This is a genomic window from Anaerolinea thermolimosa (assembly GCF_001050195.2).
GTDB classification, from domain to species: Bacteria; Chloroflexota; Anaerolineae; order Anaerolineales; family Anaerolineaceae; genus Anaerolinea; species Anaerolinea thermolimosa.
This window is the reverse complement of sequence record NZ_DF967965.1, coordinates 2,534,014-2,546,969: the sequence shown is the minus strand read 5'-3', so window position 1 is coordinate 2,546,969 and position 12,956 is coordinate 2,534,014. Positions and strand designations below refer to the sequence as shown.

Annotated in this window: 21 protein-coding genes and 1 tRNA gene; 17 read left to right on the top strand and 5 right to left on the bottom strand. The window is 55.1% G+C overall.

Annotated elements, in window-relative coordinates; translation table 11 throughout:
* Nucleotides 1-92 precede the first annotated feature (92 nt).
* The 9 genes from ATHL_RS18920 (at nt 93) to ATHL_RS11505 (ending at nt 4,749) form a co-directional block, all read left to right on the top strand.
* Nucleotides 93-257, top strand: a complete 165-nt coding sequence (locus ATHL_RS18920) for a hypothetical protein (protein WP_013560530.1) — start codon at nt 93-95, stop codon at nt 255-257.
* 17 nt (nt 258-274) lie between these two features.
* Nucleotides 275-688, top strand: a complete 414-nt coding sequence (locus ATHL_RS11525) for a hypothetical protein (protein WP_013560529.1) — start codon at nt 275-277, stop codon at nt 686-688.
* 1 nt (nt 689) lies between these two features.
* Nucleotides 690-1,142: a hypothetical protein gene (locus tag ATHL_RS11520; protein ID WP_013560528.1), complete on the top strand. Its 453-nt coding sequence runs from the start codon at nt 690-692 to the stop codon at nt 1,140-1,142.
* Nucleotides 1,143-1,217: 75 nt separating this feature from the next.
* Nucleotides 1,218-1,358 carry a hypothetical protein gene (locus tag ATHL_RS19080; RefSeq protein WP_174233926.1) on the top strand — a complete coding sequence of 47 codons (141 nt, stop codon included), beginning with the start codon at nt 1,218-1,220 and terminating at the stop codon, nt 1,356-1,358.
* Nucleotides 1,359-1,431: 73 nt separating this feature from the next.
* Nucleotides 1,432-1,866, top strand: coding sequence for a hypothetical protein (locus ATHL_RS11515; RefSeq protein WP_041454944.1), 435 nt, complete (start codon nt 1,432-1,434; stop codon nt 1,864-1,866).
* Nucleotides 1,853-3,067 carry a hypothetical protein gene (locus ATHL_RS11510; RefSeq protein ID WP_013560525.1) on the top strand — a complete coding sequence of 405 codons (1,215 nt, stop codon included), beginning with the start codon at nt 1,853-1,855 and terminating at the stop codon, nt 3,065-3,067. The genes ATHL_RS11515 and ATHL_RS11510 overlap by 14 nt, the downstream gene beginning before the upstream one ends.
* Nucleotides 3,068-3,266: 199 nt before the next feature.
* Nucleotides 3,267-3,389, top strand: coding sequence for a hypothetical protein (locus ATHL_RS19515; RefSeq protein ID WP_013560785.1), 123 nt, complete (start codon nt 3,267-3,269; stop codon nt 3,387-3,389).
* Between the two features lie 352 nt (nt 3,390-3,741).
* A complete protein-coding gene (locus ATHL_RS18915; RefSeq protein WP_162787685.1) occupies nt 3,742-3,918 on the top strand; it encodes a hypothetical protein in 177 nt (58 codons plus the stop codon).
* Nucleotides 3,919-4,515: 597 nt separating this feature from the next.
* Complete coding sequence (locus ATHL_RS11505; protein ID WP_013560783.1) at nt 4,516-4,749, top strand: hypothetical protein; 234 nt, start codon at nt 4,516-4,518, stop codon at nt 4,747-4,749.
* A 20-nt stretch (nt 4,750-4,769) separates the two neighbouring features.
* Here ATHL_RS11505 and ATHL_RS11500 read toward each other — a convergent pair whose 3' ends face one another.
* A complete protein-coding gene (locus tag ATHL_RS11500) occupies nt 4,770-5,177 on the bottom strand; it encodes a ribbon-helix-helix domain-containing protein (RefSeq protein WP_162787684.1) in 408 nt (135 codons plus the stop codon).
* A gap of 176 nt (nt 5,178-5,353) precedes the next feature.
* On the opposite strand from ATHL_RS11500, the gene ATHL_RS11495 reads away from it, so the two are divergent.
* The 5 genes from ATHL_RS11495 to ATHL_RS11475 all read left to right on the top strand — a co-directional run bounded on the left by ATHL_RS11495 (nt 5,354) and on the right by ATHL_RS11475 (nt 7,458).
* Nucleotides 5,354-5,563, top strand: a complete 210-nt coding sequence (locus ATHL_RS11495; protein WP_013560781.1) for a hypothetical protein — start codon at nt 5,354-5,356, stop codon at nt 5,561-5,563.
* 95 nt (nt 5,564-5,658) lie between these two features.
* Nucleotides 5,659-5,958 (top strand): SWIM zinc finger family protein, encoded by a 300-nt coding sequence (locus tag ATHL_RS11490; RefSeq protein ID WP_041455020.1) that lies wholly within the window; start codon nt 5,659-5,661, stop codon nt 5,956-5,958.
* Between the two features lie 2 nt (nt 5,959-5,960).
* Complete coding sequence (locus ATHL_RS11485; protein ID WP_013560779.1) at nt 5,961-6,212, top strand: hypothetical protein; 252 nt, start codon at nt 5,961-5,963, stop codon at nt 6,210-6,212.
* Nucleotides 6,213-6,503: 291 nt separating this feature from the next.
* Nucleotides 6,504-7,277, top strand: a complete 774-nt coding sequence (locus tag ATHL_RS11480) for a hypothetical protein (RefSeq protein WP_013560777.1) — start codon at nt 6,504-6,506, stop codon at nt 7,275-7,277.
* Between the two features lie 108 nt (nt 7,278-7,385).
* Nucleotides 7,386-7,458 (top strand) — tRNA-Asp (locus tag ATHL_RS11475).
* Between the two features lie 189 nt (nt 7,459-7,647).
* Here ATHL_RS11475 and ATHL_RS11470 read toward each other — a convergent pair.
* The 3 genes from ATHL_RS11470 to ATHL_RS11460 are packed head-to-tail and all read right to left on the bottom strand — an operon-like array spanning nt 7,648 to nt 9,995.
* Nucleotides 7,648-8,373 (bottom strand): DUF5131 family protein, encoded by a 726-nt coding sequence (locus ATHL_RS11470; RefSeq protein ID WP_062193777.1) that lies wholly within the window; start codon nt 8,371-8,373, stop codon nt 7,648-7,650.
* Nucleotides 8,374-8,420: 47 nt separating this feature from the next.
* On the bottom strand, nt 8,421-8,771 hold the full coding sequence (locus ATHL_RS11465) for a hypothetical protein (protein ID WP_062193774.1): 351 nt from the start codon (nt 8,769-8,771) through the stop codon (nt 8,421-8,423).
* Between the two features lie 3 nt (nt 8,772-8,774).
* A complete protein-coding gene (locus tag ATHL_RS11460) occupies nt 8,775-9,995 on the bottom strand; it encodes a DNA cytosine methyltransferase (protein ID WP_201797967.1) in 1,221 nt (406 codons plus the stop codon).
* Here ATHL_RS11460 and ATHL_RS19730 point away from each other — a divergent pair.
* Together ATHL_RS19730 and ATHL_RS11450 are read left to right on the top strand one after the other, a co-directional pair.
* Complete coding sequence (locus ATHL_RS19730; protein ID WP_420807567.1) at nt 9,948-10,178, top strand: tyrosine-type recombinase/integrase; 231 nt, start codon at nt 9,948-9,950, stop codon at nt 10,176-10,178. The genes ATHL_RS11460 and ATHL_RS19730 overlap by 48 nt on opposite strands.
* A gap of 448 nt (nt 10,179-10,626) precedes the next feature.
* Nucleotides 10,627-11,022, top strand: a complete 396-nt coding sequence (locus ATHL_RS11450) for a DUF6941 family protein (RefSeq protein ID WP_013560587.1) — start codon at nt 10,627-10,629, stop codon at nt 11,020-11,022.
* Between the two features lie 11 nt (nt 11,023-11,033).
* Here ATHL_RS11450 and ATHL_RS11445 read toward each other — a convergent pair whose 3' ends face one another.
* Nucleotides 11,034-11,723 carry a hypothetical protein gene (locus ATHL_RS11445; RefSeq protein WP_062193771.1) on the bottom strand — a complete coding sequence of 230 codons (690 nt, stop codon included), beginning with the start codon at nt 11,721-11,723 and terminating at the stop codon, nt 11,034-11,036.
* 278 nt (nt 11,724-12,001) lie between these two features.
* Here ATHL_RS11445 and ATHL_RS11440 point away from each other — a divergent pair, with 278 nt between their 5' ends.
* Nucleotides 12,002-12,868: a site-specific integrase gene (locus ATHL_RS11440; protein ID WP_013560772.1), complete on the top strand. Its 867-nt coding sequence runs from the start codon at nt 12,002-12,004 to the stop codon at nt 12,866-12,868.
* Nucleotides 12,869-12,956 lie beyond the last annotated feature (88 nt).

The following is a 12,956-nucleotide window of genomic DNA, read 5'->3' as shown; positions in this document are numbered from 1 at the left end:
GGTATGATACAGGCAGACGTGCACCAAAAGCCCCTGCCCCGGGGTGGTGCTCGTTTTGCTTTAAATCCATTTCATTTCAAGGAGGTTGTTGTATGTTTGCTAAACTGTACGTTCGTCTTCAATCTGCGCGGGCTGAGCTGGACGAAAAAGCCCTGCTCATCGCCCTGTTCGTCATCGCGGCAATTGTGGGTCTGTCCCCGCTGGGTCAGGCGATTGCTGCCAAGTTCCAGCAGCTAGCAACCACGCTGGGCAGTTAGGCGCAAGGAGGGCAGGGATGAGACGGTGGATACAACGGTTGGGATCGCGCCGCGCGGAACTGGACGAAGCCGCCTTCGCCCTGCCCGTCCTGCTGCTGGTCTCGCTGGGACTGGTGAACCTGGCATTGCTGGGCTTTGCGGCGATCAACGCCGCGAACGCCGCCGAGTACGGAGCGCGCATGGGAAGCATGGCGCAGACTGCGCCGGTCAGCGCCGCCTACGCTGCGGCGCAGAACAAACTCTCAGCGGTGCGGGTGGGCAACTACACCGTATCCGTGACGGGCGGCGGACAGCCCGGCAGCCCGATCACCGTATCGGTGACCTACCGGGTGCCGAACTACTTCGGCGGGCTGGGCAGGCTGTTCGGGGTATCCACCCCGGCAGAGTTTCAGGGACGGGCGAACGCTATATTCCGGCAGGAGGGCTGGTGAGATGATTCCCAAAACCCGGCGAGAACGGGAGCGCGGCTCCAGCCTGGCATGGACGGCGGCGTTTCTGGGACTGGTGCTCATTCCGCTGCTGATGCTGGTTGGAGACGGCGCACGACTGCTGTACGTGCGCGGACGGCTGGCGCAGGCGACGGATGCCGCCTGTGAGGATGTGTCCTGGAGCATTTCCGACCGGACAACGTGGCAGCGGATCAGGGACGACCGCTACCTTCAGAACTGGTATCTGGTAGGACGGGCGCAGAACACGTTCTACCAGATGCTGGAGGAGAAGAGCGCGGTGAAGTATTCCCCCAGCCTTTCCCTGCGGCTGGACTGGGAGAACGGACAGGCGGAGTGCCGGGCACAGGCCCGTGTGCCTCTCATGGTTACATTCGGACAGGAGGTGACCATTCGGACGGCTGTAAACGCCCGAATGCGCTTTGCCGGATTGCAGTGACGTCGGAAGGAACCCCCGGGGCAGTCCGACGTCACTGGGGCGTGGACGCTCATCATCCCATACTGGAGGTGAGCGATGACCAGAAGTCTGGCAGGCGCCATGTGGGCGATGCTGATTCGAGTGGCTCTTACGGCATTTGTGGGACGGTTATTGACCGAGGCGCTGGCGGGATACTACGCGGGGCTGACCCGCACCCTGCTGCGCCTGATGCAGTGACCGGCAAGGGAGGGCAGGCGCTCACTGGGGGCGCACCCCTCGACCACAGCCGTTTTCTCAAGAGGAGGTGCAGGTGGAGATTGATTTGAGCGGTGTGAAGAAAGAGAGCGGATGGTACGCGGTGATGACACTTCTGGCGCTGCTGGGGCTGATGGCGCTGGGACGGGTGTTTACCCCGGAAGGCGGGCGGCTGCTCACCTGGCAGGAGTGGCAGGTGCGCAAGCTCCAGCAGGCGTATCGGGCGGAGCGCCTGCAGCTGCTGGAGGATACCAACCGGCTGGCAGAACTGCTGGCGGGGGAGCGTCCCGACCCGGCACGGGTGCAGGTTGAGGTGGGCGCTGTGCGGCGGCGGTTGTCCACGCAGAAGGTGGAGAGCCTGGCTGCGGCACGGGCAGAGGTGGATGCGGCGGCGCAGGCGGTGCTGGAATGGGCGAGCGGAATCGGGGAGTACAACGCCGCAGTGGCGGCGGTACAGGCGGCGCTGGAGGCGCTGGATGGCGGCGGATGATCTGCGGTTGAAGATGCTGGATGACCTGCTGACGGCGGAGCGCGGCTTCCGCGACATGGCGGAGCGCAAGGTGCGCGCGCTGGTGGGGGTGCTGACCGAACTGGCGTACCGGCTGGACGGGGAGCGTCTGGAGCGGATGCGGCAACTGGACCCGGGCGCGCCGGGGACGTGGAAGCCGGAGGACTGGCGCAGTTTCTTTCTGGCAGTCTCGCTGACACCGCAGGCAGGCTGGGGCAAGTCCAACGGTAACGGGAACGGCAACGGTCATGCGGCGGAAATCGCCGCCTTACAGGCGAAGATTGCCGCGCTGGAGCGGGAACTGGCGCTGGCAAAGGCGTCACCCTACCAGCGCAGGGTGGATGTGGACAATCCGCTGCTGCCCGCTGCACCCCCTCCGGTCCCGGTTGCGTCGGAGGGGCGGCTGGCGGGGTTTGTGATGCCGAAAATCCCCAGAGCGTATGAATACCGCTGGCAGGTGCGCGGGCAGATGAGCAGGGCGGATGAGGAACTGCACCTGAAGCGGCGGGGGATGGTGCTGAAGTGCCTGGCGGAGGGCTTGAACGTGCAGGTCGAGATTGGGCGGTACGTGGGAGATGCCACCGGTGCGCAGTACCGCAGCGGCGCCATCCGGCGGGTGTTCGAGGCGCTGGAAGAGAGCGGGCTGATTGTGCGGCAGACGCTTTCGATGAGCGTCACCGGGAATATGCCCACCCGGCTGGCGGTGGCGCGGCTGAGCGAGGAAGGCAGGCAGTTCTGCCGTGCATTGGGCTGGCAGGTGGTGGAGGGCGAGTGGGAGCGCCTGCTGAAGGACCACGAAGGCGAGAAGCAGGAAGGGCATACCCTGGCAGTATTGCTGTTTGCCACCGCTGCAAGACTGCGGGGATGGACGGTGGAGATTCTGCCCGAGGTGCAGGGCAACGCGCGCCCGGATCTGTGCATCTCAAAGGACGGGCAGAGAGGGTACGTCGAAGTGGAAACCGGCACGCGCCTGCATGAGGGGAATGCCAAGTGGCGCATGAATGCAGAACTCAACGGCGGACGGGTGATGCTTGTAGCGCGCAACGTGGAGGAGCGCGGGGTGCTGGCGGCGGACTGCCGTCACGTAGCGGCGCACGGCTGTGCCACGGACGTGGAGACGCTGATTGCGGGCAAGTTTGCGGAGGTGAACGAGGAAGATCCGCTGTGGGCGGAGGAATGGTGAGCGCACCGGCATAGTGCGGAGCAGGGTGCAAGTCCCTACGGTGCGACTGGCGGAAGCGCCAAAAAGCAGAATCTTCACAATCTCTGTCTCCCCGTCCCGGCGGTTTCTCCGCCGGGTGAGGAGAGTTGTGTTCCCCGCCGGGTGGAGACCGCCGCGGGCGGTCTGAAACACCAATTTCAGACTACACAGGGAGGCAGAGATGGAAACCATTCTGGCTGTTTTTCTCATCGGTGGCATGGTTGGCTGGTGGATTTGGATGTTGATCTACCTGAAGCGCGACTACCCAATCGAAGAGAGATTGCAACGGTATGTCCGGCGCTGACGCCAATACGCAGGCTACCCGCCTGCGTATTTTTTTTACTTGCACACGACCAAAAAATTGTTATAATACAACCAGAACAACAACAATTCAGGGACGGCCACAAGCCTCCCCGATGCGATGGCTACCCGCCAGAGCCTTTCCCGCAGATGCGGCAGGTTCTGGCTTTTTTGTTATGACCCGGCACAGTGCCGGAATGCGGTGCAAGTCCGCACGGGTCAACTTCTCCCGGTGGCCACAAGCCCTGTGAGGACGTGGAACGTTAACAACGGGTGACGCGGGCGCTCCGCTTTGGGATCCCCGCCTGCGGTGAGGGGGGACGGCGGACGGGGATCCCAAAGACAGGAGGTGAACCGTGAATCCCCAAATGGCGTTTGCGCTTGCGGCGCTGTTGCTGGTCGTCACGCCGATACTGTTCCTGGGCGGCTTGCTGGCGCTCAAGGTGCTGCTCATCCTGGCACTGAGCCGGGATAACGAAGAGCGCAGAGCGGCGCTGGTGAGCGTGTTGACCGGGGCGCTGAAGCGCAGATAGTTTGTTCCACGAGATGGGCTACCCGCTCATCTCTCTCTTCACTCCGCAGAGTGCTGTGTGTGGGTGCAAGTCCCGCAGGAGTGACCTGCCCGCAAGGGGCGCAGAACCTTACAAACGCAACAAGTCTGCCATCCGCCCTCGTAGTTCCGCCGGTGCAACTCCGGCAGGGCGGTTTTGGCGGGGCGGAATAAACAGGCGTCTCCTGCAAGATAGGGAATGTCACAAACATTCCCTTCAAGACCGGGAGATGTGTGCGGCAAAACGGAAGCCGCACATTCCACAATTCCGGCTCTGCCCGCCGGACGCCAAAATCCACCCGAAAGGAGGTGAGAGCCTGCAATACCCAAATTTGATTGGGGGAGCGGGCGCAAACTCCGGCACAGCCGGGAACGGGTTGCGGCGTCCAATCCCCCGCCGGGCAGGATACCCATCCTGCCCGCCATGCCAAATTCCCGACCGGGCGGATAAACCCGGACTGCACCTTAACAACCCACAAAGGTTTTCGGAAGCGTGATGTTCCGCCGTCTTATTTCGAAAAGACGGGGGAAGGTCACCCGCCAGGACGGTTGCCGCCCCAATTCCTTCTGGAGGTGCGGTATGCCAAGAAACCGTGACTGGCAAGAGCGTGGGGTGCGCATCGGTGGGCGTGTTCTTTCGGAGAAAGAAGCGCAGGAACTCGTGTGTGAGATTCGCAAGCGCATTCGAGACCCGAAAGTCAGGAAGGAAGTGGAAGAGTTTCTTGCAGGTCGGCAGGTCGAGATTTCGCCTGAAGCCCTGGAGACCCTCCGCCTTATCCTGGTGTCCATCGCGATGATGCGCCCCAAGATGTGACTCTTGCCCCCTGAGGGGCGCTACCCGCGCCCCTCATCCTGATCGCCTTTTAGGGACGGGAGTGACCAGCCGATCAAGTCATTCAGAGCCTGTTCATCAATCTGGACAGGCTCCCCGATGCGGGCGATAGTGAAGATGAGATAGATCATCGTCTCCATCGGGTCAGCCGTACCGTGCTCCAGCTGGAGCAGAAACGTTTCGGGGAGTTCGGTCAGCAAGCGGTCGGTGCAGAACACCACAGGTTGGTCGTTGAGATACAAGACCTGTTCACGCAACCGGAAGCGGGGCAGGCGTGCAATCTCCTGCTGGAACATTTCAGCAACGGCCATGCGGACGATGTCGGTGGCTGTCACCCCCTTTCGTTTAGCCAGCCAGGCAATCTGGGTCTGAGTTTCGTCAGAAAGCCGAAAGCCTTTGATCTTCATCAAGATGTCTCCGAGCGGTCATTTGTTATAACGATGTTATAACAGATGGCTGCAAATGTCAACCCCCGCACCTTAACAAGGTTATATCGCTCGCCTGTCTCTCTTTCGGGTTGCCGCGCCAACCCGCCGACTCATACCCCTGGGTCGGCGGCGCGGAGCCGACCCGAAGGAGGATTGCTATGAAACGCTGCCCTCATCGGCGCACAATTGTGGCTAGTACCGGCGGGTATCACTACTCTTACTCCGCTGGGGTTTGGGACGACATCAAAGAGTACGTGATTTGTCTCGACTGCTTCAAGGTGATCGAGCGCGGGTGGTGGAGTTGGAAGTACCGCGTCATGCGCTACTACAACGTGCCACCTGCCAAAGCCGAAGAAGTCCCGTTCTAGTCCGATCTAGTCCGAATTTGGGCTGCCGCTCCAGCCCACTGACCCATTCATTTCACCGGGTCAGTGGTGCGGCACTGACCCAAAGGAGGATGACCATGAACGTAAGAGGTTTTATCGGCAGCGAAGCTGCAAAACGCCGAGAGCGAATGCTTGATGCTGTCAAAAAAGACTGCTTTCAAATTCAGTCTCGGCAGTTTTATCGCGGTGAGGGCAAAACCATCACCCTCTGGGAGGTATGGTCGAGCCATACCCACCGGCGGTATCCCCGGCTGTATGTGGTTTCACGGGTAGAAGCGCAGGGGCGTATTGCTTTTGGCTGCACCTGCCCGGACTTTGAATCTAACGGGCAGTGGTTCCCCTGCAAGCATATTCTGTTCGTGCAGCAGGGAGGTTAACAATGTCCTCGGCGTCCTCGGCAGTCGTGGAAATCCAATCCCTTCCCACACCAGACCGGGGCGAGTGGCGGCCCGGCAGCCTGGTGGTCTCTAGACGGACGAAATGGATCATCCAAAAGATCATCCGCATCCAGGACAACGGCAGGGTCATTGTTTACCTGACCCGTCCTAAAGGACAAAAAATCCACCTTGCGGTTTTCATAGAAACCCAACGTGGATGGGTCATGGGATCACCTACCAAAATCCCATTTTAGGCGAGCGAGTAACACCGGCAGGGCTACCCAGCCCTGCCCCAATGAAAATTCCACCCCGCACAGTGCATAAGGCGGTGCAAGTCCGCCGGGGTGATTTCCCGCAAGGGGCAGAACTTTAACAACCGCATAGGCGGAAGGGACGGGTAAATCTCCCGGTCTCACGGTCTCCCTCTGCCGCTTACCCAAGGTAGGCGGTGGAGCGAGGCCGTGAGGCTCTCCCCTGACGCAGCAGGGCAATACACTAGTTATTGCTCCCGGCTGCGGACGGGGGCGCAAAAGGAGGTTTTTACCATGTCCACTCTTTCTTCCATCTTCACTTTGACCGGTCTGACGCTGGAGCAAGCCGTTCAGCAATTAGACCAAGAGTTGCCCGCCGGAGCGTACAAGGCGGTACCGGGAGCGGTTGACCTGACCGACATTGACCCGAACTGGATGCGGAAAGTCCTGAATCACATTTTCGGGTTGTGCGGTTACGGCTGGGGGTACGAATTTTCCCCCGGCGATCTGGAACACCGCTACGAGTCCCGCACCAATGCGAGGGGCAATGAATACGGCGTTTATGTGGCCGTTCTCACCCACCTGCGCTTCTGGTACAAGCTTGTTGACGGGAACACCCAGTACAACTGCTCCGTCCATGCCACCGGGGCCAGCGAAAACGCCAACATTGCCTACGCCATGAAGGGAGCGATCACCAACGCTTTGGGGAACGCCGTATCCAACATTGGCTTCCAGGAAAGCGTGTACCTCGGGCTGCGGTCTCACAAGGACTTCCAGAACGTCCCGAACGGCAACGGCAAAGTGAATGCGCCACAGCCTGCGCCTGCCGCTGAACCGGCTGCGGAAGGTGAATTGGCTGACCCCGGTCAGACCGTGATCCACTTCGGCAAGATGAAAGACAAAACGCTTGCCGAGGTGTGGGCAAGCGGCGCGGCGGGAAAAGGCTGGATCCGCTGGGCTGCGAACACGGATGGCAAGGGATTTGACCCCCAGGGCAAGCCCGAAAACATCCGCTTGCAGCGCATGGCGCGGGCGTTTCTCAGTCTGCAAGCCGCCTATGCGGGCTAACCCCCCTGCGGGAACTGAGCCGGACGACCCCGTCCGGCTTTTTCCTCACCCTGCGTAGTGTCTTGGGGCGGCGCAACTCCGCCCAGGGTGACCTTGGCAAATGGTCGTGCCTCCGTAGTTCAAGGGATAGAATAGCGCTCTGTCGAAGCGTAAGATGCGGGTTCGAATCCCGCCGGGGGCACCCACTTGCCGAAAAAGAGGGCTTACCCAGCCCTCTTTTTTGTTGCAAAACTTGAATTTTTCCGAGATAACTGCTATGATAAAAGCGCTTCGACAGAGCATCCGCGAACTACGGAACACAAGAGAGGGCAGAAAAGCCCTCTCTTGCGTTTTTATGTTATTTCAAAATTGATTGGGTGATTGTTTTAGTTTAGTCCCCCGAAGGGACAAGTATCGGCATTTGATCCCATCTCTCACCATCCAACAACCGCCCCGATTTTTTCTTATTCGTTCCGCCCCATTGCTTGAAAAAGAAGGGAACATGATTCGCAAGGCATTGATCACGAATTTCACGCACCCATTCAGGCTTGATGGGACGGGCATGCGGTCCAGATTCGCCGCCGACAATAACCCAGTTTATCCCTTCTAGATTCAAATTTGAAATTGGACCTAAGAGAGGTTCTAGCGATAGAAACTTTACTTTTGCATGAGTGTTCCTCAAACGGTCAATACGGATGGTGTAATTCTGATTTTCAACGCTAACCCCCATCCAGACATTTGCAGACCATTCAAGAATTGGATCAAGTTCAAGCAATCGTTCGGCGCGTTTAGTAAGAACCTGGAAAGTGTGCCAGTAAGCGCGGCGCATGACATCAAAAACGCTTTGAATGAACTCAACAGGAACGTTCTCGTGGAATAAATCGCTCATCGAGTTGACGAAGATTATCTGAGGTTTATGCCAGGATAGGGGTTCTTCGAGAACTTCTGGATGCAATGTTAATCGAAATCCATCCCTGTACTTTTCCTGACCCATTGCTTTCAAGCGTTTTGCCATCCGTTCAGCATAACAGTGTTTGCAACCCGGACTAACCTTATTGCAACCTGTGAGAGGATTCCAAGTGGATTCGGTCCATTCAATCAAAGACTTAGCAGACATATTTTCCCTAAGAATCTTATTACATATAAAATCATAGCACTAATATTCTATTTTAGGCGATAGACTTTTGTAATCTCTTTGCTTGGTGCACCATCGAGTTCAATGCAACCTTCCTCTTGTAACTCACTTAGAGCTTTTGTAAGGTGTTTTCTACGAAAAGTTCCAAATAAATCAGGATTTTGATTCAGTAGTTCATAGTGAATAGTTAGTATATCCGACTGGGATTGAAGGAGTTCTAATATTTTTTGCTTCAAACCATTTACCTTTACCAATGTTGCGTCAGCATCATAGGCGTTCTTTATCAATTCCGCTAGTGCAGTGGAAGGTTTTCCAACCAGTCCTTCTCCCAATTCTTGAAGGAGACGGGCATCCACACTGAAATTGATCTTGGATGGCATCGTTCAACTTCCTACGAAATGTTCAGAGAGGTGATTGCTAATGCTCTGAGCAATCATCCGTGCCAAGGCAACAGGTACCGCGTTTCCGATCATCATAGCCAAACGACTGATGGATACTTTCTGGATCGTAGGATCGAAGAATTGATAATTTGGGGGAAAGGTTTGCAAAAGAGCAGCCTCTCTCATGGAAATTGCCCTGTCTTGTTCCGGGTGCCCGAAACGTCCATTTCCGAAACCATAACATTGAGTAGTGATGGTTGGTGCAGGCTTGTCCCAAGACATCCTGCCGTACACATTGTGATAGGACTTTCCACTAAGTTTCCTGTGACAATTCGCTCTCAGTTCCTCGGGCCAATCTCGCCAAGTTCCTTCAGGTTTGGAAAATCTAATCCTTTCAAGGTTCAAAAGGGACAAATTCATCGAACGATGAAGTGGGTCGTTTGGACTCACCCCGCCAGCTGGAATGGGCTCTAAATTTCCGATAGCATCCCGTACCGTTGGATAATTTGACGGAGTGTGCGTGGGAGGCAGGAATGTAATTTCCCCAAACTTGGAAGCAATAAGGATCAGACGATAGCGACTTTGAGGAACTCCATAATCGGGAGCATAAATTCTGTCGTTCCATGTGACGAAGTAGCCGTTTTCTCGCAGGACGGACAAAAAATCCCCGAAGACCTTACCATTTTCGTAGGTTTTGAGCCTTGGGACGTTTTCCATCGTAACTATTTCTGGTTGAACTCCCTTTATTAGGCGAATGAACTCGTATAACAACTGCCAACTAGTATGTTTCTGATGGGTACGCGTGTAAGAAGAGAAAGGTTGACATGGTGCACATCCGGCCAGTATTTTGATGCTGCCTTTTGGATATAGAGAACAAAGATATTCCGATGTTACGTGTTCGACCCTAGAATGAACAAACCTTGCTCCGGGATTGTTATGTTCATAGGCATAGCGATAAGTTTCATCGGCTTCTATGCCAGCAACAACATTGAAACCCTCAAGGATGAATCCGTGAGTAAGCCCACCTGCTCCCGCAAACAGATCTACCACCGCACAATTATTTGCTGCTTTCATGTTTTGCAATGAATACCTAGGATTTTTTGATGCACTATAATTTATTATATATATGTATTCAAAACAGAGCAAGGGAATGTTCTTAGCCGAGACGCACTCAGATTGATTATTCGGCGAATTGGCGACCGGGCTGGTGTAAACGATGCTCATCCTCACCGATTCCGACATACTTTCGCAATAAATTTCTTGAGAAACGGTGGAGACGTTTTTACACTGCAAGCAATTTTAGGGCATGAAACCTTGGATATGGTTCGTAGATACCTGGCAATTGCTCAAACAGATATAAATGGTGTACATCAGCGTGCCTCACCTGTAAAAGTCTGGGGGCTTTAATCCTCATAACCCGGAGGTCAGTGGTTCGAATCCACTCCCCGCGACTTTCACAGGGATGCCATCCCTGTCTGTCCCCACAACGCACCCGATGGATCCCTGGGTGCGTTTTGTGTACTTTACCAGACAAAAATGCAGTCGGAGATGGAAAGGGATGGGTGAGCGAGTGCAAGAGGTGGACACGATCCCTTCTTCGCACAAGCCCTGTCACAGGGGAGTGAGAATGTCATAAACATTCTTGCTTCTTGCCTTTCCCTCTCCAGTCTCCGACTCAGACGGGGAGATACCCCCGACACGGGGCGTGACCTGTCCAGGATCCACGCTCGCCTACCCGGCGAGCGAGCGCGCAGATAGACCGGTGGCTAACCCGCCGACCGGTGACCCTGGCCTGCAGGAAGGGTCGTTGCGCCCCGTGTCGGGAATACCTCATGAGGAATTGTCAAGGTTCAGGATGATTCGACCGAAATACGTCATTGTTTGCGATTATGGGATATACGACCACTGGCGTAAGCGGCATTCAGCTATTGGAATTTTCGATTACTTCAGCGCCGGAAATTTCCCCGCCAGAATTCGGTTCGATATTGTCTGCGGCTGGGAGGCTGACGAGGGAGAGAGCGAGGGGGATTTCTCTGTAAAGGTAACTGCCGTCACTGGAAGCGAAGGAGACCGGCGCATTGTGGCTGAGACCAACCGCGTTAGCGCCATTTTCGACCCTTTTTCTCACACCGCCCCCAATACTTTTCACTTTGACATTGATGTCCCTACCGCAGGAAATTACCAGTTCGAGTTTTATTTCAACGGTAATCTCGTTCATACCCTTGCCGTGCCTGTAATACCTGAGGATTGATCATGGCTACCTTACCTGTATTTATACCACTTTCCGAAGCCGCCCGCAAGTACGGGCTGGAAGAAGCGTTTATCACCCTTGACGTTGTTCTGCTCCACATCGGCCTGCCGGAGTTTGAAGTGTATGGTCACGCCGTTGGGGGCTTTGTAGGTGTAATCGGTGAAGTACTCGCCGGTTTTGACGTAGTACTGGTCGTGATTGGCCCAGTAGAGATACACCTCCTCGCCGTTGTAGGGGATGGCGTAGCGTTCTTTCTTGGAGTAGCGGCGTTTGGAGATAAAGTCGCCGTCCTGCCAGTAGCGACTAAAGAAGGTGTAGAGGTGATTGTAAATGGCGGCTTCCAGCGCCTCGATGGGATGAGTATCCGCAGCTTTTGTTTGGGCTTCCAGGTACTCCTTGCCGGTTTTGGTCTCACGATACTTTTCGGCTAGGTTACCGTTTGCGTCCAGCGCATCTTCACCCAAGGCGTCCAGCACTTTTCGGCGGGCCTCCTCCAGAGCCTTGCGCGCCTGCTCTTGTTCGGCCAGCGCGCCGCTGCGCAATTCTTCGGCAACGGCTTTTGGCAGGTCTTCGGTGATAAAGCGCTCAATGACCTGCCGCTTGCGGTTCATAATGCGGTAGATGCCGAAATCCAGGTCGGCGCTGTCGAACTCAAACAATTCACGGAGCAGGCTTTGAAATTTTTGCAACGGCTCGCTCATCGGTTACTCCAAAATCAAAAAAATTTGATTAAGTCCTTACCTGTTAAGTATGATCGCCCGCGCAGTTGCGGTTCACTTGCGCGGGCGGCAAAAATTTGCTATGCTAGGTTTTGCCGCAACGCGCCTTCACCGCGTTGCCTTCTCAGCCTCGCCGCGGAGACCGGCGGGGCTGATTTGTCTTTGGGTATTAGTATAGCAAATTTTTTAACTTTCAGAGCCGTTTTGAGGTGGGAGAATCGCTCCTCGATACCAAAACTTACATCGTCGAGGAGGTAAATATGATTACAAACAAAACCCCCACTGTCAAAGAATTGGTTGACGTATTTTTGGAGTCACAAAAGGGTTTTATTTCAGATTCTACGCTGAGATGGTATGTCTTCTATCTGCGTCCCCTTGTGGCTCATCTTGGAGACAGAGAAACAAATTCTATAACTACAAGCGACCTTATCAATCTGTTTCATTTGATGAGAACAGATGATCGTGAGCCTTATACCCTTTTTAATTTTATTAGAGGATGGAAAAGGCTGTTTCGCTGGGCAGTTGATGAGGGATACATTGCTATGAATCCAGCAAAAAAATTGAGGCGTCCGCCTCTTCCCCAGAAATCCCCGGCAGGAATTCAAGCAGAGGATTTATCAAAAATGTTAGATGCGGCATCAAAAACAGGAACGCCAGAAAGAGACTTGGCGCTGGTTTTATTTGTAGCAGACACGGGTGTAAGATTAGGCGGTGTAGCCGGTCTCACCGTAGATCGCTTGGATATAAATAAGCGGCGTGCTATCGTGTTAGAAAAAGGGAGGGGAGGGCAAAAAGAGCGTGTGGTTTTCTTTTCTTCTCGCACTGCGATTGCCCTGGAGAACTGGTTAGAAAAGAGAGGGGAAACGGAAGATCAACGTGTCTTCTTGTTGAAGCCAAACGGAATTTACCAGTTGTTCAAACGATTGGCTCGCAAATCAGAAATAACCGGAAAATGGAACCCACATTCCTTTCGCCATGCCTATGCCCGCAAATTACTTGCAGAGGGTGTCAGTATCGGTATAGTGAGTCATCTCATGGGACATTCTAATGTTCAGGTTACGATTGACTTCTACGGACGTTTTTCTCACGATGAACTTCAGGAAATCTACGATAAGATCATGAACTAACTGATTTCAGCAATCTGCCTCTTCCAGTAAAAGGAAGAGGCAGTCTTTTAAGCCATTGGTTCAGGGTTCGAGCCCCTGCACGCTCACT